General features: G+C 66.1%; 23 protein-coding genes and 1 other RNA gene. 13 read left to right on the plus strand and 11 right to left on the minus strand.

What is annotated here, in order from left to right; translation table 11 throughout:
- Positions 1 to 7 precede the first annotated feature (7 nt).
- The 3 genes from GN330_RS13540 to GN330_RS13550 all read right to left on the minus strand — a co-directional run bounded on the left by GN330_RS13540 (position 8) and on the right by GN330_RS13550 (position 4,664).
- Complete coding sequence (locus GN330_RS13540; RefSeq protein ID WP_156713224.1) at positions 8 to 1,879, minus strand: extracellular solute-binding protein; 1,872 nt, start codon at positions 1,877 to 1,879, stop codon at positions 8 to 10.
- A gap of 13 nt (positions 1,880 to 1,892) precedes the next feature.
- Positions 1,893 to 3,746 carry an extracellular solute-binding protein gene (locus GN330_RS13545; RefSeq protein ID WP_246188682.1) on the minus strand — a complete coding sequence of 618 codons (1,854 nt, stop codon included), beginning with the start codon at positions 3,744 to 3,746 and terminating at the stop codon, positions 1,893 to 1,895.
- A gap of 165 nt (positions 3,747 to 3,911) precedes the next feature.
- Positions 3,912 to 4,664 carry a c-type cytochrome gene (locus GN330_RS13550; RefSeq protein ID WP_156713226.1) on the minus strand — a complete coding sequence of 251 codons (753 nt, stop codon included), beginning with the start codon at positions 4,662 to 4,664 and terminating at the stop codon, positions 3,912 to 3,914.
- Positions 4,665 to 4,829: 165 nt separating this feature from the next.
- Between GN330_RS13550 and GN330_RS13555 the strand changes: the two genes are divergently transcribed.
- Both GN330_RS13555 and GN330_RS13560 read left to right on the plus strand, forming a co-directional pair.
- The gene (locus GN330_RS13555; protein ID WP_156713227.1) at positions 4,830 to 5,567 is read left to right on the plus strand and encodes a 3-deoxy-manno-octulosonate cytidylyltransferase; all 738 of its coding nucleotides are present in this window, start codon (positions 4,830 to 4,832) and stop codon (positions 5,565 to 5,567) included.
- Positions 5,568 to 5,571: 4 nt separating this feature from the next.
- On the plus strand, positions 5,572 to 6,438 hold the full coding sequence (locus tag GN330_RS13560) for a prephenate dehydratase (protein ID WP_156713228.1): 867 nt from the start codon (positions 5,572 to 5,574) through the stop codon (positions 6,436 to 6,438).
- A 107-nt stretch (positions 6,439 to 6,545) separates the two neighbouring features.
- Here GN330_RS13560 and nudC read toward each other — a convergent pair whose 3' ends face one another.
- On the minus strand, positions 6,546 to 7,490 hold the full coding sequence (nudC, locus tag GN330_RS13565; protein ID WP_156713229.1) for an NAD(+) diphosphatase: 945 nt from the start codon (positions 7,488 to 7,490) through the stop codon (positions 6,546 to 6,548).
- Between the two features lie 32 nt (positions 7,491 to 7,522).
- The gene (locus GN330_RS13570) at positions 7,523 to 7,942 is read right to left on the minus strand and encodes an HIT family protein (protein ID WP_156713230.1); all 420 of its coding nucleotides are present in this window, start codon (positions 7,940 to 7,942) and stop codon (positions 7,523 to 7,525) included.
- A gap of 286 nt (positions 7,943 to 8,228) precedes the next feature.
- On the opposite strand from GN330_RS13570, the gene ffs reads away from it, so the two are divergent.
- The 5 genes from ffs to GN330_RS13595 all read left to right on the plus strand — a co-directional run bounded on the left by ffs (position 8,229) and on the right by GN330_RS13595 (position 12,575).
- Positions 8,229 to 8,326, plus strand: an RNA gene (ffs, locus tag GN330_RS13575) — signal recognition particle sRNA small type.
- A gap of 137 nt (positions 8,327 to 8,463) precedes the next feature.
- Positions 8,464 to 10,266, plus strand: a complete 1,803-nt coding sequence (locus GN330_RS13580) for a DNA polymerase III subunit gamma/tau (RefSeq protein ID WP_156713231.1) — start codon at positions 8,464 to 8,466, stop codon at positions 10,264 to 10,266.
- Positions 10,267 to 10,282: 16 nt separating this feature from the next.
- Positions 10,283 to 10,606, plus strand: a complete 324-nt coding sequence (locus GN330_RS13585) for a YbaB/EbfC family nucleoid-associated protein (RefSeq protein WP_156713232.1) — start codon at positions 10,283 to 10,285, stop codon at positions 10,604 to 10,606.
- An 89-nt stretch (positions 10,607 to 10,695) separates the two neighbouring features.
- Positions 10,696 to 11,697, plus strand: coding sequence for an LLM class flavin-dependent oxidoreductase (locus tag GN330_RS13590; protein ID WP_156713233.1), 1,002 nt, complete (start codon positions 10,696 to 10,698; stop codon positions 11,695 to 11,697).
- Positions 11,697 to 12,575 (plus strand): arylamine N-acetyltransferase family protein, encoded by an 879-nt coding sequence (locus tag GN330_RS13595; protein ID WP_156713234.1) that lies wholly within the window; start codon positions 11,697 to 11,699, stop codon positions 12,573 to 12,575. The genes GN330_RS13590 and GN330_RS13595 overlap by 1 nt, the downstream gene beginning before the upstream one ends.
- Before the next feature lie 2 nt (positions 12,576 to 12,577).
- On the opposite strand, the gene GN330_RS13600 is transcribed toward GN330_RS13595, so the two are convergent.
- The 3 genes from GN330_RS13600 to GN330_RS13610 are packed head-to-tail and all read right to left on the minus strand — an operon-like array spanning position 12,578 to position 15,749.
- The gene (locus tag GN330_RS13600) at positions 12,578 to 13,807 is read right to left on the minus strand and encodes a lytic murein transglycosylase (RefSeq protein WP_156713235.1); all 1,230 of its coding nucleotides are present in this window, start codon (positions 13,805 to 13,807) and stop codon (positions 12,578 to 12,580) included.
- A 25-nt stretch (positions 13,808 to 13,832) separates the two neighbouring features.
- Positions 13,833 to 14,438, minus strand: coding sequence for a recombination mediator RecR (gene recR, locus GN330_RS13605; protein ID WP_156713236.1), 606 nt, complete (start codon positions 14,436 to 14,438; stop codon positions 13,833 to 13,835).
- A 57-nt stretch (positions 14,439 to 14,495) separates the two neighbouring features.
- Positions 14,496 to 15,749, minus strand: a complete 1,254-nt coding sequence (locus GN330_RS13610; RefSeq protein ID WP_156713237.1) for a DNA recombination protein RmuC — start codon at positions 15,747 to 15,749, stop codon at positions 14,496 to 14,498.
- Positions 15,750 to 15,850: 101 nt separating this feature from the next.
- On the opposite strand from GN330_RS13610, the gene def reads away from it, so the two are divergent.
- From def to truA, 4 genes are all read left to right on the plus strand, one after another.
- Positions 15,851 to 16,381, plus strand: coding sequence for a peptide deformylase (gene def, locus GN330_RS13615; RefSeq protein ID WP_156713753.1), 531 nt, complete (start codon positions 15,851 to 15,853; stop codon positions 16,379 to 16,381).
- Positions 16,382 to 16,461: 80 nt separating this feature from the next.
- Positions 16,462 to 17,397, plus strand: a complete 936-nt coding sequence (gene fmt / locus GN330_RS13620) for a methionyl-tRNA formyltransferase (RefSeq protein ID WP_156713238.1) — start codon at positions 16,462 to 16,464, stop codon at positions 17,395 to 17,397.
- Positions 17,394 to 17,894, plus strand: coding sequence for a GNAT family N-acetyltransferase (locus GN330_RS13625; RefSeq protein ID WP_156713239.1), 501 nt, complete (start codon positions 17,394 to 17,396; stop codon positions 17,892 to 17,894). The genes fmt and GN330_RS13625 overlap by 4 nt, the downstream gene beginning before the upstream one ends.
- 5 nt (positions 17,895 to 17,899) lie before the next feature.
- Positions 17,900 to 18,643 (plus strand): tRNA pseudouridine(38-40) synthase TruA, encoded by a 744-nt coding sequence (gene truA, locus GN330_RS13630; RefSeq protein WP_156713240.1) that lies wholly within the window; start codon positions 17,900 to 17,902, stop codon positions 18,641 to 18,643.
- A 22-nt stretch (positions 18,644 to 18,665) separates the two neighbouring features.
- On the opposite strand, the gene GN330_RS13635 is transcribed toward truA, so the two are convergent.
- A complete protein-coding gene (locus GN330_RS13635) occupies positions 18,666 to 19,259 on the minus strand; it encodes a transporter (protein WP_156713241.1) in 594 nt (197 codons plus the stop codon).
- 7 nt (positions 19,260 to 19,266) lie between these two features.
- Complete coding sequence (dapE, locus tag GN330_RS13640; protein ID WP_156713242.1) at positions 19,267 to 20,454, minus strand: succinyl-diaminopimelate desuccinylase; 1,188 nt, start codon at positions 20,452 to 20,454, stop codon at positions 19,267 to 19,269.
- Between the two features lie 145 nt (positions 20,455 to 20,599).
- On the opposite strand from dapE, the gene GN330_RS13645 reads away from it, so the two are divergent.
- Positions 20,600 to 21,637 (plus strand): 2-dehydropantoate 2-reductase, encoded by a 1,038-nt coding sequence (locus tag GN330_RS13645; RefSeq protein ID WP_156713243.1) that lies wholly within the window; start codon positions 20,600 to 20,602, stop codon positions 21,635 to 21,637.
- Positions 21,638 to 21,665: 28 nt separating this feature from the next.
- On the opposite strand, the gene GN330_RS13650 is transcribed toward GN330_RS13645, so the two are convergent.
- A complete protein-coding gene (locus GN330_RS13650; protein WP_156713754.1) occupies positions 21,666 to 23,249 on the minus strand; it encodes an adenylate/guanylate cyclase domain-containing protein in 1,584 nt (527 codons plus the stop codon).
- A gap of 335 nt (positions 23,250 to 23,584) precedes the next feature.
- Between GN330_RS13650 and GN330_RS13655 the strand changes: the two genes are divergently transcribed.
- Positions 23,585 to 23,989 carry a hypothetical protein gene (locus GN330_RS13655; RefSeq protein ID WP_156713245.1) on the plus strand — a complete coding sequence of 135 codons (405 nt, stop codon included), beginning with the start codon at positions 23,585 to 23,587 and terminating at the stop codon, positions 23,987 to 23,989.
- Positions 23,990 to 24,002: the final 13 nt, after the last annotated feature.

Here is a 24,002-nt window from a genome sequence, read left to right on the forward strand (position 1 = left end):
GGAGCGCCTAGGATTTCCCAATTGCCTCTGCCTTGTCAGGATCGACCCACCACAATGTCTCGACCGGGAAGCCATAATCGGGTTTCGGCTCCTTGAAACCGAACATGTCCCAATAGGCGGCCCGGTGATTCGCCGCATGCCAATTTGGAATCCAGTCATGCCGTGCGCGCAAGACCCGGTCGAGCGCGCGCATGGCCACGGTGAAGCTTTCGCGGTCGTCGGCCTCTTCGACAAGGGCGATCAGCGCGTCAACGGCGGGGTCCGCCGTTCCCGGCAGGTTGCGCGAGCCGGGCAGCTTCGCCGAACGGGAATGGAAATAATGCGTCAGCTCGTCGCCGGTCGGCGTGGCGGTGAAGGATGCGGCGATGCCGAGCATGTCGAAGTCGAAATCGAGCTGACGCGCTTGGTATTGGGTCGCGTCGACCAGACGGATCGAGGCGTCGATGCCGACCGCCTTCATGTTTTCAACGAAGGGCGAATCGACCCGTACGAAGACCTGGTCGCGCACCAAAATCTCCAAGGCGAGCGTCTCGCCCTTGTCGTTGCGCACCAGCGTGCCGTCGCGCTCCCAGCCGGCTTCCGCCAGAAGCCGCGCGGCGCGGGAAAGCAGCGCACGGTCGCGCCCCGACCCGTCGGAGACCGGCGGCATGACCGCCTCGCCGAACGCCTCTTCGGGAATCTGCCCGCGAAATCGTTCCAGAATTTCCAGTTCCGCGGGCGAGGGCAGGCCGGTGGCCTTGTAGTCCGAACGCTCGAAGGTTGAGTGCGAGCGTTCATAGGCGCCGTAAAACAGGTTGCGGCGCGTCCACTCGAAATCGAAACACAGCCCGACCGCCTCGCGCACTCGGCGGTCGCGAAAACGCTCGCGCCGCTGGTTGAGCGCCCAAGCCTGCATCGACGGGCGCAGTTCGGACGGAAATTCGCGCTTGGCGACCTTGCCCTCGTTGAGAGCGGGAAAATCGTAGCCGGTCGCCCACACCCGCGAGGTGAATTCCTGTCGGTATGTCACCTCGCCCTTCTTGAAGGCCTCGAAACCGGCCTGGCGTTCCTGGTAGAACTCGATGCGGATGCGGCCGAAATGGCCGAGTCCCCTGGCAACCGGCAGATCGCGCGCCCAGTAATCCTCGACCCGGTCATATTCGATCCAGCGTCCGGGTTCGAACCGGCCGACCTTGTAGGCGCCCGAGCCGAGCGGCGGCCTGAGTTCGGAACTGTCGAACGGGTTGGCCTCGTAAAAAGCCTTCGAGACGATCGGAAACACCGAAACAGCCAGGATGGTGCGCGCCGACTGCGCGCCGGAAAAGCTGATGCGGAAGGTGTGGTCGTCGACTGCGACCGCCTCGCGCATATGCGTCAGCGGCAACAGCAGGCTCGGATGGCCCTTTTGCTTGAACAGATTGTAGCTGAAGGCGACGTCGTGCGCGGTCAGCTTCGTGCCGTCGTGAAAGCGTGCCTGCGGCCGCAGCGCGAAGGTGAAGCTGTTGCGATCGTCGGAAATCGTGGCGGTTTCCGCCACCAGCCCGTAGAGCGCGTCTGGCTCGTCGAGCGCGCGCGTCATTAGCGCGTCGAAGCACAGTTCCATGCGTGGCGGCGCGTCGCCGCGCGGCACGAAACTGTTCAGCGTGTTGAAGGTCAAAACGTTCTGGTTGAAGCCCCAGTTCGGCGGCGAAAAATTGAACGTGCCGCCCACCGGCGCGTCCGGGCTCGCATAGTCGAAATGAGTGAAACCGGGCGCGTATTTGAGATCGCCGAAGGCCGACAGGCCGTGCAGGCTTCGGCCCGCCGGCGGGGCGGCCAACGCCAAACCGGGCAGGTGCGAAACGGCAAGCGCGGCGCCGGCCAGGGAAAGGAAGTCGCGGCGCGGCAGGGTGTTCGTCATGACGCGGCGCGGCTCAGTTCTGGCCGCTTGTTTTTCCGGCAAGGGCCGCCTCCTTCTCCGGGTCGATCCACCATGAATCGATGTCCGCGCCGATATAGGACGGCTGCTTGTCGGGAATGCCGAACTTGTTCCAGTAGGCGAGCCAGATCTCCGAGCGATGCCATTGCGGCACGACGTAGAAATTCCACAACAACACCCTGTCGAGCGCGTGGGTCGCCGCCACCAGCTCCGCGCGATCCTTGGCGTAGATCACCTTTTCCACCAGCGCGTCCACCACCGGATCCTTGATGCCGGGGAGGTTGCGCGAGCCGGGCTGGTCGGCCGCCGTCGAGCCCCAGAACTCGCGCTGCTCGTTGCCGGGCGACAGCGACTGGGCGAATTGTCCGGTCAGCGAATCGAATTCGAAGCCGCGCAGCCGGTTGATATATTGCGAGGTGTCGACGATGCGCAGCGTGGCGTCGATGCCGAGCTTGCGCAGCGTGGCGATATAGGAGCCGGTGATTACCTCGTCGGTCGGGCTGCGGCCTAGAAACTCGATTGTGAACTGTTCTCCGGTTTTTTCATTCACCAGCTTGCCGTTCCTAATCACCCATCCGGCTTCGGCGAAAAGCTTGACGGCGCTGCGCAGGTGGGTGCGTTCGGCCTGGGGGGCGTCATAGACCGGCAGCGTGAATTCCTCGGTGAAGACTTCCGGCGGCAACCGGTCGCGGAACTCCTCGAGAATGGCCAGCTCGCGTCCTTCGGGCAGGCCGGACGAGGCCAGTTCGCCGCCTTCGAAATAGCTGTCGGTGCGTGTGTTCTGGCCGTAGAACAGATTGCGGTTCATGCTCTCGAAATCGAGCGCGATGGTCAGCGCCTGGCGCACCTTGCGGTCTTGGAATTGCGGCCGTCGCAGATTGAGCACGAAACCCTGCATCGGTTCGCTGCTCGCGGTCGGAAACTCGCGCTTGATCACGTCGCCGGCCTTGAAGGCGGGAAAGTCGTATTCCACCGTCCAGCGCCGCGAGCTGTTTTCCGGCCTGATGTCCTCGAGCCCGCCTTTGGTGAAGGCCTGCCATTCGGCGTTTTCGTCCTGGATATAGATATATTTGCGCCGGTCGAAATTGTTGCGTCCGACATTCACCGGCAGGTCCGCCGCCCAGTAGTCCTCGACACGCCGCCACACGATTTCCGCGCCGGGGCGGAAGCTCTCGATCCGGTAGGCGCTCGAGCCGAGCGGCGGCTCCAGCGTCGGCTGGGTGACGTCGCGCTTGTTGCCCTTCGCGTCGGTGCCTTCCCACCAATGTTTGGGCAGAATCGGCATGTCGCCAAGAATATGCGGCAATTCACGATTGCCGGTCTGGTCGAAGGTGAATTCGATCTCGCGTTCCGACAGTGCTTTGGCCTCGGTGACGCTGGAAAAGTAACGGTTGAAATTGGGGCTGTTTTCCTTCAGCACGCCGAAGGTCCATACCACGTCGTCGGCGGTGATTGGCGTGCCGTCGTGCCATCTGGCGGCCGGGTCGAGCCGGTAGGTGGCCGAGGAATAGTCGGCAGGATATCTGTAGGCTTCGGCGATCAGCGGGTGGCTGGTGCCCGGCTCGTCGGTCGATTGCTGCATCAGCGTGTCCCACAACAGCCCGCCGAAGAAATTCAGTCCGGCTGCCGACGTGCCGCGCACGATGAACGGGTTGAAACTGTCGAACGTGCCGGCCGAAACCGAATTCAGCGTGCCGCCCTTCGGCGCGTCTGGATTGACGTAGTCGTAGTGGGGGAAATCGTCGAGATATTTGGAAGTCCCGATCAGCGAGGTGGTCGTGTGCCATTCCCCGTCGGCCGCGCGGGCGATTTCAAGGGGCAGCGCCAGCAGCATGGCTCCGAGAAACATATTTGCGAATATCGGAAAACGCCTCATCTCACTCCCTTTGATCTTGCCGGCAAGATTAGTCCGCCGCGGGGCACGGTGAACCCGCATCCACTGTTTTCTGGCACAGGCTAACAAAAAAAGCCGGGGCGAACCCGGCTTTTTCGTGGAATTGAGATTACAATTTGGTCATTCGGCGGCCGGCTTTTCGGTCTCCTCGCCGGTGTCCGCGGCCTCGGCAGCGGGGGTAGCCTCTTCCTCGGCAGCCGGTTTCGCGTCGGTCTGTGCTGCCGGCTTTTCGGCTTCCTCGCTGGTTTCGGTAGCGTCGTCGGCAGGAGCCGCGCCGGCTTCGGCGGCCGTATCGTCCGCCTGGGCCGCCTCTTGCTCGGCCGGCACTTCCGGCAACGGCGCCGGATTGTCCGACAGCGTGTGCAGATAGGCGATCAGGTCGGCGCGCTGGTCCGGCTTCTTGATGCCGGCAAAGCCCATCGCGGTGCCCTTCACCAGACCTTTCGGCGAGGCCAGGAAGTCGTCCAGATGCTGGTAGTCCCACACGACCGACCCGCCCTGGGCGAATTCCTTCATCGCGCCGGAATAGGAAAAGCCTTCATGCGAGGCGAGCGGCCGGTCGACGATGTCCCACAGATTGGGTCCCACCTTGTTGGCGCCACCATTGTCGACCGTGTGGCAGGCCGCGCATTTCTTGAACACGGTTTCGCCCGCGCCGACATCGGCCGAGGCCAGACGCACGGCGATCGGCTCGACTTCCGGAGTGGCCGGGCCGCCACCGCCGCCTTCCTCTTCCGCCGCCTCAATCGCGTAGCCGGCGCTCTCGGGCGCGGGGCTGGCGAAGATCGAGTCCGACACGATACCTATGGTGAACACCACAAAAACCGCGCCGAGCAGCCCGCCGAGCAATTTGTTGAGTTCGAATGAATCCATGTGAACCGAGGCTCCTGAAATCCGCGACCGCCTGCCACCGCACACGATCCGCACCGGTTGAAACCGGCCAAGTTGCGCGGAACGGGTCTAGGTCTTTTGCTACGGCCTTGCAACACATATAAGGGCTGTTCCATGTGAGACCTTTTGCCACTTTCTCCGCCCCAAATGACGATTGCCATTCTCATCCCCGCCCGCATGGGCTCCACCCGCCTGCCGGGCAAGCCGCTTGCCGACATCGCCGGCAGGCCGATGATCGCCCATGTCGCCGCCCGGGCCGCCGAAAGCGGGCTCGGCCGCGTCGTCGTGGCCGCCGACAGCGAGGAGATTTGCAGCAGCGTTCGCGCTCACGGCCATGAGGCGGTGCTGACCGGCGGCCATCACGAATCGGGATCGGACCGCATTTTCGAAGCCTTGCGTACGCTTGATCCGGCGGGCGCGGTCGAGACCGTCATCAACCTTCAGGGCGACCTGCCGACGATCGACCCCGCCCATGTCGCCGCCGTGCTTGAGCCGCTACGCCGGGCCGATGTCGATATCGCCACGCTCGGCGTGGAAATCGCCGCGGAGGACGAAAAGACCAATCCCAACGTCGTCAAGATCGTCGGATCGCCGGTGGCGCCGGCGACGTTGCGGGCACTCTATTTCACCCGCGCCACCGCCCCCTGGGGCACGGGGCCGCTCTACCATCATGTCGGCATCTACGCTTACCGCCGCGCCGCGCTGGAGCGTTTTGTCGCACTCGCGCCCTCGCCGCTGGAGCGGCGCGAGAAACTGGAGCAGTTGCGTGCGCTTGAGGCCGGCATGCGCATCGATGCCCGCATCGTCGATGCCGTTCCGCTCGGGGTCGACACCCCCGCCGATCTCGAACGCGCCCGCGCGACGCTCACCACCCGAGGAAACTGACCGCATGTCGTCCACGACCAACAAGATCGCCTTCCAGGGCGAGCCGGGCGCGAATTCAGACACCGCCTGCCGCAACATGTTTCCCGATATGGAGGCGCTGCCCTGCGCGACGTTCGAGGACGCCTTCAACGCCGTCGAGACCGGCAAGGCCGATCTGGCGATGATCCCGATCGAAAACACGATTGCCGGCCGTGTGGCCGACATCCACTATTTGCTGCCGGAATCGCGGCTGCATATCGTTGGCGAGTATTTTTTGCCGATCCATTTCCAATTGATGACGCTGCCCTCGGCCGACATCGACGATATCAAGGCCGTCTACAGCCACATCCATGCGCTCGGCCAGTGCCGCAAGGTGATCCGCCGCCACCGGTGGAAGTCGGTGGTCGCCGGCGACACGGCCGGTGCGGCGCGGCTCGTCGCCGAAGAAGGCGATCCCACCCGGGCCGCGTTGGCGCCCAGGCTTGCCGCCGAGCTTTACGGGCTGAAAATCGTTGCCGAGAACGTCGAGGACACCGACAGCAATGTGACACGTTTCGTGGTGCTGTCGAAAACCAAGCGGTGGGCCGAACGCAGAAAGCCCGGCACGACGATGATGACGACCTTCATCTTCCGCGTGCGCAACCTTCCCGCCTCACTTTACAAGGCGATGGGGGGCTTCGCCACCAACGGCGTCAACATGACCAAGCTGGAGAGCTATCAGCTTGGCGGAAAGTTTTTCTCGACGCTGTTTTACGCCGATGTCGAGGGGCACCCCGACGACCGCAACGTCGCGCTCGCGCTCGAGGAGCTGCAATTCTTCTCGCGCGAAGTACGCATTCTCGGCGTTTACGAAGCCCACTCCTTCCGCGCCGCGCAGAGCGAGGACGACTGACGCAAGCTCCCGAAAGTCGGAAGCCGGCTTTCGGAAACCAGTATGCGGGACGGGCGATCGACCTTGGTGGTGCTTACACGCGGCGCGATTGAGTCCCAGTCCTTGGTCTACCCGTCAGCGTCCGCCCAGGCCCTGATCAATGTGTGGGCGATCGCCATTTTCGGCGGCACCAGGATACCGTCGGCATGCGTCCCGGCGACGATTTGCCGGGTTTCGGCGCGGGTGAACCAGCGGCAGTCCTCCAACTCCGTCGCGTCGGCGTCGATCGCCTCGGTGAGGGCCTCGCCATAACAGCCGATCATCAAGGAGTGCGGGAAGGGCCATGGCTGGCTGGCATGGTAGACGACACGGCCGAGCCGGATGCCGGCCTCTTCGAAGGTTTCGCGGCGTACCGCGTTTTCGATCGTCTCTCCGGGTTCCACGAAGCCGGCCAGGCAGGAATACATGCCCGGCATGAAATGCGGGCTGCGTCCCAGCAGGCAGGTGTCGCGCGTGACCGCGAGCATGATGACGACCGGGTCGGTGCGCGGAAAATGTTCCGCCCCGCAGGACGGGCAGGTCCGCTTGCAGCCGCCGGCCCGCATCTCGGAACGAGCGCCGCAGCGGCCGCAGAAACGATGAGTGTGGTGCCAGGCAAGGACCGCCGCGCCCTGCGCCAGCGCGCCGAGCGCGGCCGTGTCGAGCAGACCTTGCATATAGATGGAGCGGTGGTCGATCGCCTTGATCGTGCCGGGAAGATCGTCTGCCTCGCGGCCGGCCGGCGCGGCCACCACCGGTCCGTCTGCGTCCCATCCCAGCAGGATCGCGTCCTCCAGCCCGGCGTCGAGCGCCCGCGCTTCGCCCGGGCCGAACCAGGCCGAAAACCCGTCTCCGGCTTTTTTCAGGTGCATACGTCCGCCGGCCATCAGGATCACACGGCAAGACGGGTCGGCCAGCGCGGTCTCGACATCGTCGTCTTTCCGGTTTTCCGACTGCCGGTCGATCGTGTTGCCGGCGAAGCCGACAAACTGGCTCGCCTCGCGTTCGGGCGCGTCGAACAAGTGAAATGCCATGGATCAGCTTTCGTTTTCAGAGAGTTGCTGCGTCACAGCCCCTGGCGGATATTCTCAGCGAACTGATGCAGGTCCTCACGACGATAGGGTTCGCGCAAACCGTGCCCCCAGACCGGGCCGGGCCAGTTCGGGTCGCCCTCCGAGCGTGCAACGATGTGGACGTGGAGCTGGCGCACCACATTGCCGAGCGCGGCGACATTCACCTTGGTGCACCCGGTCCGGTCCTTGAGCGCCTGGCCGACCATGTTGACCTCGAAGGTCAGCATGGTCAGGTCGAGCGGCGTCAGCTCGAAAAGTTCCTCGATATCGGTGCGATGCGGCACCAGGATGAGCCACGGCCAGCGGCGATCGTTCATGACGCGCAATTCGCAAAGGCCGAGCCAGATCAGCGGCTCACTCTCCGCATTGAGTTGCCGGTCCAGTATGAACCCGTGCTGTTGCCCCCGCATCATGGGCGTTTCCCCGATATGCTTCGTCGAAAGGCTAGAACCGTTCATCGTCAAATGGAAGCGCTTTGATGGGGTGGGTTTCTTCAGTCCGACCGGGACAAATCCGCCGTGCGGTAGGGATCGCTGGCAAGGGTCTCGATGGTGATGCCTGGTTTATCGGGCTTGCCTCCAATGGATGAATGGACCTGGTGCGCGGTTGCCGCCGCCACAAGGCATCGCTCGCTGGCGGGCGCGGTTGCCACGTCGCGGCCTCTTGCATTTGGCGGCGCAATTGACGATATGGAGCGTGGGAGGTTGGTGGTGGACGAGCCACTCGCCAACCGGGTCAGGTCCGGAAGGAAGCAGCCCTAACGAGCCACGGCACGGGTCATCGTGCCAGCCTCCCACCTCACCGTTGCGCTCCAGGGCCAATCGACATTTCGATTTCGGGCGCGGCGCGGCATTGACGCCGCCCGGCCGTCGCGCGAGATTTGAGCGGACCGGGCGTCCATGATCCGGACAGGCAAACGGAGCGACATCGATCCATGAGCGATGCCGGCGCAGGCGACAGCAGGGAGCGTGCCTATCGCGTGCTCGCCCGTAAGTACCGGCCGAACGATTTCCAGGACCTGATCGGCCAGGAGCCGATGGTGCGCACGCTGACCAACGCGTTCGCGAGCGGGCGCATCGCGCAGGCCTGGATGCTGACGGGCGTACGCGGGGTCGGCAAGACCACGACGGCGCGCATTCTGGCCCGCGCCCTCAATTACAAGACCGCGGAAGCCGATCGGCCCTCGATCGATCTCGTCCGGCCGGGCGAGCACTGTCAGGCGATCATGGAAGGCCGCCATGTCGACGTCATCGAGATGGATGCGGCCTCGCACACCGGCATCGACGACATCCGCGAAATCATCGAGCAGGTCCGCTACGCTCCGGTGTCGGCTCGCTACAAGGTCTACATCATCGACGAGGTTCACATGCTGTCGACGCAGGCCTTCAACGGCCTGCTGAAGACGCTCGAGGAACCGCCGCCGCATGTGAAGTTCATCTTCGCCACCACCGAGATCCGCAAGGTGCCGATCACGGTTCTGTCGCGCTGCCAGCGTTTCGACCTGCGCCGCATCGACGCCGGCCTTATGGTGGAGCATCTGCTTAAGATCGCGGCCAGGGAGGAGATCACCGTCGAGGAGGAGGCGCTGGCAATGATCGCCCGCGCCGCCGAGGGCTCCGTGCGCGACGCCCTGTCGATCTTCGACCAGGCGATCGCCCACAGCGCCGGCGCGGTGACGGCAGTGACGGTACGCGACATGCTGGGGCTCGCCGATCGTGCCCGCGTGATCGACCTGTTCGAGAAACTCATGCAAGGTGACATCGCCGCCGCACTTGCCGAGTTCCGGGCCCAGTACGACGCCGGTGCCGATCCGGCCGCCGTGCTCACCGACCTTGCCGAGTTCACCCATCTCGTCACCCGGCTGCGTTTTGTTCCCGAGGCGGCTAACGACGCCGCCTTGACCGAGGACGAACGCCTGCGGGGGCCGACGCTGGCTTCATCCCTGTCGGTCCGGGTGCTGTCCCGGACCTGGCAGATGCTCTTGAAAGGCATTCCCGAGGTGCAGGCCTCCAGCCGACCGGCCAGCGCCGGCGAAATGGTCCTGATCCGCATGGCCCACGCCGCCGACCTGCCGACGCTCGACGAGGTGCTCAAGCGCGTTGACGAGGGCAGTGGGCCCGCACCGGCCGGCGGGTCGACCCGCACCGCCCCCCAGCCGGGACCAGGCGCCGGCGCGCGCGCGTTCTCCGAGCCTGCCGCGGTCGCGTCGGGCAATGGTGGCGGCGCGACCATGCGGCTGGCGGTGACGACGCCGGAACCGAGAATGCAGCCGCCACGCAGCGAGACCCAGTCGGCCACGGTCACGCAGCCGGAGCCGGGCATTGCCTCGCTTGCCGACATCGCCGCGCTCGCAGACCGCAATCGCGACCTTGCCTTCAAGGTACTGGTCAAACGTTGCGTACGGCTGGTGAAGATCGAGCCGGGCCGGCTTGCGGTCAGCCTGACCGACGACGCGCCGAAGACGCTTCTGGGCGACATCACCTCCCGCCTTCTGGAATGGACTGGGCGGCGCTGGATCGTGTCCCTGTCGCGCGAACGCGGCGACGACACGATGGCCGAGAAGGAAGCCAACCTGCGCGAGAGTGCGATTCTCGACGCGCGCGCCGATCCGGAAGTCGCAGCGATTCTGGCCCGCTTTCCCGGCGCCCGCATCATCGACGTGCGTATCCCCGACGCGGTCGCCGACGACGACCCCATGGTCGAGCCGGCGCCGGACGCCGACGAAGACGACAGCTGAACACGAGGACAGTGCAATGAAGGATCTGATGGGCCTGATGGGCAAGGCCAAGGAAATGCAGGCCAAGTTCGAGGCCATGCAGCAGGAGATCGCCGAGCTCGAGGCGTCGGGCCAGTCCGGTGGCGGCCTCGTCAACGTCACGCTTTCGGGCAAGGGCGAGATGAAGCGGCTCAAGATTGACCCGTCCCTGTTCAAAGAGGACGACGTCGAGATCCTGGAAGACCTGATTCTGGCCGCGCACAACGACGCCAAGGCCAAGGCCGAGGCGCTGATGCAGGAAAAGACCAAGGAACTGACCGCCGGCCTGCCGATTCCCCCCGGCTTCAAGCTGCCGTTCTAGATCGGGCGCCCGGCCGGGCGCGGGGTGACGTCGTTGTCCTTGCCCGGTCCGCCCTGGTATCCTTCCGCGCAGGCTCCCATATCCGTGCCATGATTCCAATCTCCGTCCTTGACCTGGCGCCGGTCGCCGAAGGCAGCGATGTCGCCCGATCGCTGGCCAACACGCTCGACCTGGCGCGCCATGCCGAGGGCTGGGGCTACCGTCGCTACTGGCTGGCCGAACACCACAACATGCCCGGCATCGCCAGCGCCGCCACGGCGGTGGTGATCGGCCAGGTCGCGGCCGCGACCTCGACCATCCGCGTCGGCGCCGGCGGCATCATGCTGCCCAACCACGCGCCGTTGATGGTCGCGGAAGCCTTCGGCACGTTGGCGGCCCTTTACCCGGGCCGCATCGATCTCGGCCTCGGCCGCGCGCCGGGCACCGACATGGCGACCGCCCATGCGCTGCGTCGCGGGCTCAACGCCGATCCCAACGCCTTCCCGCAGGACGTGGTCGAACTGATCGACTGGTTCCGCCCGCCGCAGCCGGGCCAGCGCGTGCAGGCGGTGCCGGGCGCCGGTCTGGACGTGCCGATCTGGATATTGGGCTCCAGCCTGTTCGGCGCACAGCTCGCTGCCGCGCTCGGCCTGCCTTACGCTTTCGCCTCGCACTTCGCACCGGCCGAGATGGAAAACGCCGTGCGGATCTATCGCGAACGCTTCAAGCCGTCCGAACAGCTCGCAAAACCCTATGTCATGCTGGGCATGAGCGTGTTCGCCGCCGAAACCGACGCGGCGGCGCGGCTTTTGTTTTCCTCGCAGCAGCAGGCTTTCGTCAATCTGCGCTCCGGCCGGGCTGGCAAGCTGCCGCCGCCGGTGGAAAATTACCAGGACACGCTCGACCCGTCCGCCAGGGCGATGGTCGCCCAGGCGCTTTCCTGCGCGGTGGTGGGATCGCCGGAGACGGTCAAGACCGGCATTGCCGATTTCGCGCGCCGCACCGGCGCCGACGAACTGATCGTCACCGGCCAGATATTCGATCACGCCGCCCGGCTGCGGTCCTTCGAGATCCTGGCCGATTGCCATCGCGCCCTGGCGCGGGCCGCCTGATGGAGGCGCGGCACGACCTCACGGATCGGACGGTACCGGCGAATGATCCGGGCGCGGCCGGGCTCGATCTCGACGCCTATTTCCGCCGCATCTCCTATCATGGCGAGCGCGCGGCGACGCTGGCGGTGCTGCGGCGGCTTCATCGTCTACATCCGCAGGCGATTGCCTTCGAAAATCTCGATCCGCTGCTCGGCCGGCCGGTGAACCTTGACCTGGCTTCTGTACAGGACAAGCTCGTCCGCTCCCGGCGCGGCGGTTACTGTTTCGAGCACAACCTCCTGTTCTGGCGGGTGCTTGCGGCGCTCGGCTTTGAGGTCACGGGGCTCGCCGCCCGGGTGATGTGGGGCCAGCCGGACGAAACGGTCATTCCGCGCGCGCATATGCTGCTGCGCATTGCGCTCGACGGCGAGACCTGGCTCGCCGATGTCGGTTTCGGCCGTATGACCCTGACCGCGCCGTTGCGCCTTGCCGCGGGTGTGGTCCAGTCGACCCCGCACGAGGACTACCGTATCGTCGATGGCGGCGATCACTTTCGGCTGCAGGCCGCGGTCGACGGCGACTGGCGTCCCGTCTACCATTTCGACCTGCAGCCGCAGCAGCCGATCGACTACCGGGTCTCCAGCTATTACATGGCGACCCATCCCCAATCGCATTTCACCTGGACCATCATGGCCGCCCGGCCGACCCCCGAAGGGCGTTTCACGCTGTCGAACGATCGTCTGACCTTTCGCGGACTGGACGGAACCAACCGGCAGCGCCGGCTGGAATCGACCGACGATTTCGTCGAAACGTTCCGCACCGATTTCGGCGTCGAAGTCCCCGATCAGGCCGGCTTCGCGGCGCGGATCAGGGCAACCGGCATCCTGAAAGACGCCTGAGCTCAGCGCAGCGCCCGTACCAGCCCCGCATCGGGAAAGCAGGTCGGCGCGCGGCCGTTTTTCGTCTGCCAGGCCCCGATCGAGCGGCGCGTCTTGAAACCGGCCAGACCGTCGGCGCCGCCGACATCGTGGCCGAGCCGTTCCAGCCCGCGCTGCATGGCAGCGATGTCGGCGCGGTTCAGCCGGTCGATCGCCGTCCAGCCGCCGGCAAAGCGGCGCTCGCCATAGGCGATCCGGTCGGCGGTATGGCCGACGAACAGCGCGTAGACGTCGCTCTCGTTGTACTGTTTCAACACGTAGAAATTGGGCGTGACGATGAAGGCCGGCCCGAAGCGGCCGGCCGGCATCATCAGATAGCCCTCGCCGGCAAGTTCGTGCGCTGGAAACGGCTTGCCGCCGACGCGCTTGACGCCCATCGCCGCCCAGTCGGCGATCCGCCGGCCGCGGTCCGGTCCTTCGAGCGCGCAGGACACGCCCTGCGGCACCGTCACCTCGAACCCCCAGTCGCGCCCGCGCACCCAGCCATGCGCATCGAGATAGCGCGCGATCGAGGCCAGCGTATCGGGTTCGGAATTCCAGATATCGGCGCGCCCGTCGCCGTCGCCGTCGGCGGCGAATTTCAGATAGGAACTCGGCAGGAATTGCGGCTGGCCGAGCGCGCCGGCCCAGGACGATTTCATGCTGCGCGGGCTGATTTTGTTGCGGTCGGCCAGAACGAGCGCGGCCAGCACCTCGGTGCGGAACATCTCCTTGCGCGTCGACAGGAAGGCCTTGGTGGCCAGCACCTGGAACGCGTCGTGCGGGATCTTCGCTCGGCCGAAGCCGGATTCGCGGCCCCAGATCGCCAGGACGATCCCGGCCGGCACGCCGTGGCGCTTTTCGATCGCCGCGAGCGTGCCGCGATGCCGCTTGAGCCGTGCCCGCCCGCCGGCGGTGACGCCGCGCACGGTGTTTTCGTTGAAATAGGCGGCCGGCGAGCGGAACTCGGCCTGATGCTGGACAGCCGCCGCCTTCTTGCCGGGCAGCACGAGGTCGGGCAGGTCGAGATTGGGCGAGATGTCGGTAAAGGCGGCCTCGAAGGTTGCGCGCGACACCCCGTTGGCCTTCGCTGCCGGCCACAGATCGGCGTCGAGCCAGGCGCGGAACTGTTTTTCGAGCGAGGACGCGGTTGCCGGCGCTGTCGCCAAAAGCAGCGCGGCGGCGAGGACGGCAAGGCGGCGCAAGCGTGTCATATCCATTTCCTCGGCGAACAATGCGTCAAAACGTGGTCCGCGACTTCAGCGCCGCCGCAAGCGTTCCCTCGTCGAGATAGTCGAGTTCGCCGCCGACCGGCACTCCATGGGCAAGTCGCGTCACCTTAACCCCGAGCCCGTCGAGCTGGTCAGTGATGTAGTGCGCCGTCGTCTGGCCTTCCACCGTCGCGTTGACGGCCAGGATCAGCTCGCCAAATCCGCCGGCCGCCACGCGGTCGACCAGCGCCTTGATGTTGAGCTCCTCGGGGCCGACGCCGTCAAGCGGCGACAGCGTGCCGCCCAGCACATGGTAGCGCGCATTGATCGCCCCGGCGCGTTCTAGCGCCCACAGGTCGGCGACATCCTCCACCACGATCAGCGTTGCGGGATCGCGGCGCGCGTCGGTGCACACCGTGCACGGGTCGCAGGTGTCGACATTGCCGCAGGTCGAGCAGATCCGTACCGTGTCGAGCGCCTCGGCCATGGCCGCCGCCAGCGGTCCCAGAAGCTGCTCCTTTTTCTTGATCAGGTGAAGGGCGGCGCGCCGCGCCGAGCGCGGGCCGAGGCCGGGCACCTTGGCAAGCAGCTGGATCAGGCGTTCGATCTCGGGACCGGCGATTCGCTTCGACATGGCGAATGTCTACGTCCAATCCGGCCGCGATTGAAGCGCGCGATGCAGCAAAAGCGCTCAGTCGTCGCCGTCCACAACGCGTAGCCGCAGCGAGCCGGTCTTGGATTCGGCCACTTTGGGCTGGCTGCCGCTGTCGGCCTCTGCCGCCCCGCCGTCGGCCGCGCCCAGTTCCAGGGCTTCGATCTTCTCGCCGCGCTTGGTCACCTTCTCCGTCGAGGTCAGGATCATGTCGATGTCGCGATTGGCCTGCGAAAAATGCGTCTGGAGCTTGCGCACGCGCTCGTCGAGCCGTCCGACATCCAGCATCAGCCGCGCCACCTCGCCCTGGATTAGATGTGCCTGCTCGCGCATGCGCGCATCCTTCAGCACCGCCTGGATGACCTGGATCGACAACATCAGCAGCGACGGCGACACGATCACGATACGGGCGCGATGGGCGCGCTGCACCAGCGCTTCGAAATTCTCGTGGATCTCGGCGAAGATCGATTCCGACGGCACAAACATGAACGCCGTCTCCTGGGTCTCGCCCTGGATCAGGTAACGTTCGGAAATCGCCTTGATATGCACGTCGATGTCGCGGCGAAAGGCTTGCGTTGCCTGCTTTTCGGCCTCCGGGCTTTCGTTTTCGCCGGCCGCCCGGATCGCATTCCACGATTCCAGCGGGAACTTGGCGTCGATCACCAGCGACGGCGCACCGTTCGGCATTCTTACCAGGCAGTCCGGCCGGTTGCCGTTCGACAGCGTCGCCTGGAATTCGTAGGCGCCCGACGGCAGCCCGTCGGCGACGATCGCCTCCATGCGCGACTGGCCGAAGGCGCCGCGCGTCTGCTTGTTGGCGAGAATCTGCTGCAATTGCACGACCTGCCCGGCCAGCGATTGGATATTGCCCTGGGCGGTGTCGATCACGGCCAGCCGCTCCTGCAGCTTGGCCAGGCTCTCATGCGTGGCGCGGGCCTGCTGGCTCATCGACTGGCCGAGCCGGCCGGTCATGGCGTCGAGCCGTTCGGAGATCGCCTTGTTGAGTTCGCCCTGCCGCGACCCGAACACGTCGGCAATGGTCGCCATGCGGCCCTGCATCTCCGATTGCGCGCGTGTGATCTCGGCCATGCGCGCCTCCGCCTCGCGGGCATGGGCGGCCGCTTCCGCCGCCGCCGTCGCCCGGGTGCGCGCCGCGCGCATCAGCGTCGCGACAAGCAGGACGACCAGCACAAGGATCAGCCCCGCGCCCGCCAGGAGCGCGTGCGCCACGGTTATCGTCGTGTCCCCGAGCGTGAACAGGGGCTGGGAAAAGAGCGGTTCGATCGGATCCATCGGACCACCCTAGCCGATTCGAGCGCACCACATAAGATCAAAACAGGAACATTGTCCAAGATGGAGTTGACGCTCCCATGGCCACCGATTACCTGAAGGCCATGTCGATCAAGCCACTCGTTTTTCTGCCAGACCCCGTCCTGCGCCAGGTGTCCAAACCCCTCGAGCGGGTGGATGAGACCGTGCGGTCGCTCGCCGACGACATGCTGGAAACCATGTACGAGGCCCCGGGCATCGGCCTGGCCGCGATCCAGGTCGGCGAGCCGCTGCGTATGCTTGTCATCGATCTGTCCAAGGAGGACGAGCCGCGCGCGCCGCAGATCTTCGTCAATCCCGAGATCGTCGCCTCGGTCGACGAGCGCTCGGTCTACGAGGAAGGCTGTCTGTCGATCCCCGACTATTATGCCGAGGTCGAGCGACCGGCCGCGGTGACCGTCGACTATGTCGACATCGACGGCAAAAAGCGTCAGGTCGAGGCCGACGGTCTGCTTGCGACCTGCCTGCAGCACGAGATCGACCACCTCAACGGCGTGCTGTTCATCGACCATCTGTCCAGGCTCAAGCGCGACATGGTGGTCAAGAAATTCAGAAAGATCGCCCGGGACAAGCCGCCGTCGCGGATGGCGGGCTAGGACAGCTTGACCTTTGGGCTCTAAACCCGTTTGAAGCGGGGTGGTGGGCGCGTCCCCTTGTCCTTATCGGATCGTTTAGAATGCCGCTTCGTCTCGTCTTCATGGGCACGCCCGAGTTTTCCGTGCCGACGCTGCGTGCCGTTGCCGCGGCCGGTCACGACATCGCGGCCGTTTATACCCAGCCGCCGCGCAAGGCCGGACGGCGCGGGCTGGGGGTGACCCGGTCGCCCGTGCACCGCGCCGCCGAGGAACTTGGCCTTCAGGTGCGCACGCCGGTCTCGCTCAAGGGCGCCGACGAGCAGGCCCGGTTTCGCGATCTGGCGGCCGACGCCGCCGTTGTGGTGGCCTACGGTCTGCTTCTGCCCAGGCCGATCCTCGACGGCGCCCGGCTCGGCTGCTTCAACGGCCACGCTTCAGCCCTGCCGCGCTGGCGCGGCGCCGCGCCGATCCAGCGCGCGATCATGGCCGGCGACCGCGAGACGGCGATGATGGTGATGAAGATGGAGGAGGGGCTCGATACCGGTCCCGTCGCCTTGCAAAGGCGGGTCGAGATCGGCCCGGACATGACGGCCGGCGAGCTGCACGATATCCTCGCAAGGGGATCGGCCACGCTGATGGTCGAGGCCCTGGCCGCGCTCGAGGCCGGCCGGCTTGCCCTGACGCCGCAGCCGGCCGAGGGCGTCACCTACGCCAGAAAGATCGACAAGGGCGAAACCCGCATCGATTGGACGCGGCTCGCGGCCGATGTCCACAATCATATTCGCGGCCTGTCGCCGTTTCCCGGCGCCTGGTGCGAGGCGCGCCTGGCCGCCAAGCCCGAACGGCTGAAAATCCTGCGTTCGGCGCCGGCCGAGGGAACGGGCGCTCCCGGTACCGTGCTCGACGACGCGCTGACGATTGCCTGCGGAACCGGGGCGGTCCGCCTGGTCGAGCTGCAGCGCGCCGGCGGCAAGCCGATGACGGCCGAGGCCTTTCTGCGCGGCGCGGCGCTGAGCCGGGGAGACAGGGTGTCATGACGGAACCGCGCATCAGGACGGCGACCGACGCCGACCGCGCGGCGATCTTCGCGGTGGAAGAGGCCGCCTTTTCGCGCACCGACGAGGCCGAACTGGTCGACGCGATCCGCCGCGACGGCGACGCCGTGCTCGAACTGGTCGCCGAACGCGACGGTGCGGTCGTCGGTCATGTCCTGTTCTCGCGGCTCGTCGTGGAAGACGGCGCATCCCGCTTTTCGGCCTTTGCGCTGGCGCCGGCCGCAGTTGCCCCGGATTTCCAGGGCTGCGGTGTCGGCACGGCGTTGATCCTGGAAGGCCATAGACGCCTGCGCGCGGCCGGCGAACGGCTCGGTGTCGTCCTCGGCGATCCGGCCTATTACGGCCGCTTCGGGTATACGCACCGGCGCGCGGCCGGTTTCGACAGCCTGTTTCAGGGCGACGCGCTCCAGGCGCTTGCCTGGGGCGGCGCGCCCACCGCGGGCCATCTGGTTTACCCGCGCGCCTTCGGCGTCGGTTGAGCGCCATGCCACGCTACCGGCTCGACATCGAATATGACGGCACCGCCTATGCCGGCTGGCAGCGCCAGGCCGACCAGCCCTCCGTGCAGGGCGCGATCGAGGCGGCGCTGTTCGCCTTTTGCCGCGAACAGGTGACGCTCGGCGGCGCCGGCCGCACCGATGCCGGCGTCCACGCCACCGGGCAGGTCGCGCATTGCGACCTTGACCGGGACTGGCCGGCCAACACCGTACGCGACGCCGTCAACGCCCATCTCCAGATGGCCGGCGAGACGGTCGTTATCCTGGACGCGGCCAGGGTCGGTCCGGATTTCGATTCGCGCTTCTCCGCTCGCGGCCGGCATTATCTCTACCGCATCGTCAATCGCCATCCGCCGCTGACCCTGGAACGAAACTTCGCCTGGCACGTGAAGAAGGAACTCGACGTCGAGGCCATGCACCGGGCCGCGCAGCGCCTGGTCGGCCATCACGACTTCACCACGTTCCGCTCCGTCCGCTGCCAGTCCAAGAGCCCGGAAAAGACGCTCGACCGTCTCGACGTGACGCGCGCCGGCCCGCTGATCGAGATCCGCGCCTCGGCGCGCTCCTTCCTGCACAACCAGGTCCGCTCCATGGCCGGCACGCTCAAGCGCGTCGGCGATGGCGGCTGGAGCGCCGACGACGTCAGCGCCGCGCTTGCCGCGCGCGACCGCACCGCCTGCGGACCGGTGGCGCCGCCGGGCGGGTTGTGCCTGATCAAAGTCGACTATTGAACGGCGCGCCCCGCCCCGGCGATTAAGCCGGCGGCAATGCGTCGAGCCCGAACAGGGCTTGCAGCGTCAACAGCACGCCGATCGACAGCGCCAGCATCAGCGTGAACACGCCGGTCGCCAGGCCGGCGCCACGGTCGATCACCGCGTTGGTCAGCCGCCAGGACAGCGCCATCGTCACCAGGAAGGCGAGGAGCGAGAGCAACGCGGCGAGGTCTTCGGCTCCCGGCGCCAGCAGGCGCACCAGCGTTGCCGGCAGCATCAGCCAGATCAGCAGCGCAGAGCCCCAATTGCTGGCTACCACGTAAGCCACGAAGCGGTCGCCGACCCCGAGCGGCTTGGCCACCAAGGCCAGGACGACCAGCGGCAGCGCCCAGGTTGCCAGATCGATCACGCCAAGCAGGAACACGATCCCGAAACGCCCGCTTGCACCGACCGCGAAATCGCCGGCGAAGCTCGCCCAGCCGACGGTCAGGGCGGGAACCGCCACCACGATGGCATAGAACGAGTTCCAGAATCCGTCCGCCGACAGGTCGAACAGGCGCACCGCTTCCGGCTTGCCCATCATAAGCCGCCAGGCGCCGGTCATGTAGGTCTGGATATCCTGGGCTGACGGCATCGGCGGACTACTCGAACCACAGCGCCAGCAGGCGCTGATAGATCTGCGTCAGCGTCTCCAGGTCGGCCAGCGCCACGTGTTCGTCGACCATGTGCATGGTCTGGCCGACCAGACCGAATTCGACCACCGGGCAATAATCCTTGATGAAGCGGGCGTCCGACGTGCCGCCGGTCGTCGAAAGCTCGGGCCGACGACCGGTCACATCGCTGATCGCGGTGCTCACCAACGCGATCAGCTTGTCGTCGTGGGTCACGAACACCGGGCTCGGCCGGTCGCGCCAGTCGAGTTCGAACGACACGGGCTCTTCCCTGCCCGGGCGCAGCCGTTCAAGCCGTGCTGCCCGGTCGAGCCGGCCGTGGATTTCCGCCTGCAGGCTTTCCGCCGTCCACCGGTCGTTGAAGCGCACGTTGAAGCTGGCTGTGGCCGAAGCGGGAATGACGTTGACGGCCGGATTGCCGACATCGACGCTGGTCACCTCCAGATTGGTCGGCTGGAAATTCTCGGTGCCCTCGTCATAGGCCGGATGCATCAGCGCGTCGATCAGCATGGTGAGCCCGCGCACCGGATTGTCGGCCAGGTGCGGATAGGCGGCATGGCCCTGCCTGCCGGCGACGCGCAGCGTGCCCGACAGCGAGCCGCGCCGGCCGATCTTGATCATGTCGCCGAGCCGCTCGGGATTGGTCGGTTCGCCGACCACGGCGGCGTCCCAGCGTTCTCCCTTGGCTGCCGCCCATTCCAACAGCCTTTTCGTGCCGTTGACGGCCGGGCCTTCCTCGTCGCCGGTGATCAGCAGCGAGATCGAGCCCGCCGGCGCGCCGTGCTCGCCAATATGGCGGGCGACCGCGGCCACGAAACAGGCAATGCCGCCTTTCATGTCGACCGCGCCGCGGCCGAACATGGCGCCGTTGGCGACGGTGGCGGCGAAGGGGGAATGCGTCCAGGCCGCCTCGTCGCCGACCGGCACGACGTCGGTATGCCCGGCAAAACACAGATGCGGCCCGGCACCTGCAAGCCTTGCGTAGAGATTTTCCACGTCCGGCGTGCCCGCCTCGCTAAACACCGGCCGTTCGACGGCAAAGCCGAGCGGGTCCAGCATGGCCTCCAGCGCCGACAGCGCGCCGGCTTCGGCTGGTGTGACCGAAGGGCAGCGGATCAGGGTGGCCAGATTGGCGGCGGGATCGACGGGCAGTGACATGAGGCGGATGGATAGTCGAAAGGGCGGTCCCTGTCACGCCGCGAAACGGCGCCGACATTTGGGCCAGATGTCACCCGCAAAACCGGCCGGCCGGTTGACGCCGCCGCTGCAATGGCAGTGATGGGCGGGGAGAGTGGAGGACGGGATGCGTTTTGACGACCAAACCAGGATCGCGGTCGCGGGCGCCGGCAGCATCGGCTGTTATGCCGGCGCCTGCCTGGCGCTTGCCGGGCGCCAGGTGGCGCTGCTGGCCAGGCCGCGCATCGTCGACGCCGTTACCGGGGCCGGTCTTGCGGTCCGCGACCTCGACGGCACGCAGCGCCAATTGCCTGCCGGTCGTGTCCAGGCTAGCGCAGACCCCGCGGCCGTGCTGGCAAAGGCCGACATCGTGCTTGTCACCGTCAAGAGCGGCGCGACGCGAGCGATGGCCCGGCTGGTCGCGCGCCATGCCCGGCCGGGCGCCGTGGTGGTCAGCTTGCAGAATGGCGTGGAGAATCCCGCCATCCTGCGTGCCGGGCTTGGCGCGCGCCATCCGGTTGTGGCCGGCATGGTGCCGTTCAACGTGGTGGCCGCGATGCCGGACGATGGCGCGCCGGTCTTTCACCGCGCGACGGAAGGCACGACCCTGGTCGACCCCGCGCCCGAAGGGCTCGCCGCCTTTCTTGACGTCGCCGGTTTTCCCGTTTCGGCCGCCGCCGATATGGACGCCGTGCTGTGGGGCAAGCTGCTGCTCAACCTCAACAACGCGCTCAACGCGCTGTCGGGCCTGCCGCTCGCCGACGAACTCGCCGACCGGCGCTGGCGGCGTGTGCTGGCCGGCCAGATCGCCGAGGCGCTTGGCGCGATGAAGGCGGCCGGCATTCGGCCGGCGCGCATCGGGCGCTTGCGGCCCGGACTGTTGCCGGCGGTGCTGCGCCTGCCCGATCCGCTGTTTCGCCGTCTCGCCCGGCGCATGCTCGCCGTCGATCCCGCCGCGCGCTCCTCCATGTGGGAGGATCTGGAACGGGGCCGGCCGACGGAGATCGACCAGTTTCAGGGCGCGGTAATCGCGCTTGCCGAACGCCATGGCCTGGCCGCGCCCGCCAACCGCGCCGTGTTGGCCGCGATCCGTCGCGCCGAACGGGCCGGGCGCGGGGCGCCGCGGCTTCAGCCGGAGGCGGTGCTGCCGCAAGCCGGACGGTAGGGCGCGCTCGCGGCAGCGTCTCGCGATTTCAGCCGGCGGGTTCGGGCGGCTTGTCCGGCCGTGCGCCGCGCACGGCATGCAGCGCCTTTTCGAGCACGGTCTCCGCGCGCCGCCGCGCCTCGGCGTCGAGACGGTCGACGTCGAGAAACAGCGACAGGCCGCTCTCCGCCTCGTTGAACGTGGCCGGCGCGGCATCGCTGTCGTGAATGCCTTCCACGGCATAGGGCACGATTTCGCCCGCAATGCCTTTGAGTGTGATCGGCTGCAGGGGGCGTGCGCGCACCCTGTCGCGGACATGGGCCCAGGTCTCGTAGGACAGCACGATGCCGCCCGGGTCGGCGATGTGTTGCAGGCGCGCGGCCAGGTTCGCCTCCGCGCCGATGATCGTGTAGTCCATCCGGTCGGCCGAGCCGAAATTGCCGACATTGCAATAGCCGGTATTGATGCCCATGCGCACCTCGAACGGCTTTTCGATGCCGCGCCGGCGCCATTCGCCCTTCAACTCCACCATGCGCCGCTGCATGGCCATCGCCATGTCGAGACAGGCATTGGCGTCCTCGCGCGCCCCCCGCGTATGCGGGTCGCCGAAAAAGGCCAGGATGGCGTCGCCGATGAACTTGTCGACCGTCGCGCCGTGCGCGTGGGCGATCGCCGACATTTCGGTGAAATACTCGTTGAGCAGGTTCGTCAGCTCCTCCGGCTGGAGATGTTCGGAGGTTTCGGTGAAATCCTTGATGTCGGAAAAGAAGATCGTCAGTTTCTTGCGTTCGGTCGAGATCGTGACGTCCTTTTCGCCGGAAAAGATGCTCTTGTAGATCTGCGGCGACAGATATTTCGAGATCTTCATCGACACCGAGGCAAGGAAGTCGTTCGCCTCCTCCAGCTCGCTGTTCATCCGGCGGAATTGATTGGCCTGGCGCCAGTTGAGACCGGTCAGCGCAATTCCGAACGCGCCGGCGCCGGCGAAATAGAAGAACAGATATTTGAAGGAAAACAGGTTCTTCGCGATCGGCTGGTGCACGGTGATCGCCTGGATGCCGCGCACGTCGCCGACCTGCCAGTCATGTTTGGGACTGAGCGGATGATTGTTGTGGCACGACACGCACGCCTGGCCGAGAATGACGGGGACCGCCATCCGGATCTCGCGCTCGAACAGCGAGCCGGCGATCTCTGTGGCCACGGCGCCGGGATCGCGCGAGGCGCGGAAGGAGGCGAGCGCGGCGCGCTCGAAACCGTCGAGCCTGTGCGCGGCCCGGCTCGTGAACGCGGAATCGGACACGAAGCGGTAGCCGATTTCCTCCTCGCCGCTGGTGCCGATCACGTCGCCGAGTTCGAGCGACAGCGTTGCCGGGATCGGCACGGCCCCGGGAATGTCGGCATAGTCGTGCGCGGCGATGCTGTCGCCGTCATGGCCCTGCACCCGGCTCACGACATTGGTGGCGTAATAGCCGCGTATGTCGCTGAGCATCCGGTTCAGGGTCCGGGCCTGGACGGTCAGCGCCCGGTCGGACAGGTTCTTGAGGTCCATCCACACGGCAATGGGCAGCAAAGCCAGGGCCAACGCCACGATAGTGCCCAGCAACCAGGGGCGTTCGGCCGTGTAGAGCCACATGCGACCGATCGCGGTGTCCTTGTCTTCGGCGGGTTGCGACACGGTTTTCTCCGATCCTTCTCGCAGGGTTTGGAAGGATAGCCAACCAGGGCGCGCATGACGAGCGCTCGGCGCGGACAGGCTTGACGCCCGTGGTCGGAACATTCGCAATCTCGACGGCCCTCAACGGCCGGCGCGGCAGTGTTCATGGATCGCAGCCCGTTCGACGGGCAATCCATGATCGCTGGATAAAGTAGTAGTTCAGAATAGAAGAGTGAGAAGAATGCAAATCGTCAATATACGTGTAATCTGAAAGAAAATCGTTCCAAATAATCCGCAAAAGAGGAGAGAAAATCATGCCGGTGCTCGCGCTATATCTCGTCATAACGCCGCTGGATGGCTGGGTCACGGATGGTCGCAACAGCTGGATTTTCCTGAAATTCGGCGTCACCGAGAATCTGGATGAAGACACCATCCGCAGCGGCTACACCACGCACAATCCCTCGATCCTGTTCGCCAAGCAGGAATACGACACCAATGTCAGGCAGATATTGCACCACGGCGACCTTGGCCGGGCCTATCTCAAGGTGCTGATCGACAAGGGATTCAAGCAGGTCGGGCGGACCGAATGGGTCGACGGCGCAAACCGCAAGATGATCGACGCGATCTACAAATGGTTCGTGGAAACCAAAGACGTGCGCACCGACAAGACCAATGTCGAGAACCGGCTTCACTTTCTGGCGTCGATCACCGGCGAATGAGGTCCGGGTTCCG

Source organism: Nitratireductor arenosus (genome assembly GCF_009742725.1).
In the GTDB taxonomy this organism is placed as follows: Bacteria; Pseudomonadota; Alphaproteobacteria; order Rhizobiales; family Rhizobiaceae; genus Mangrovimarina; species Mangrovimarina arenosa.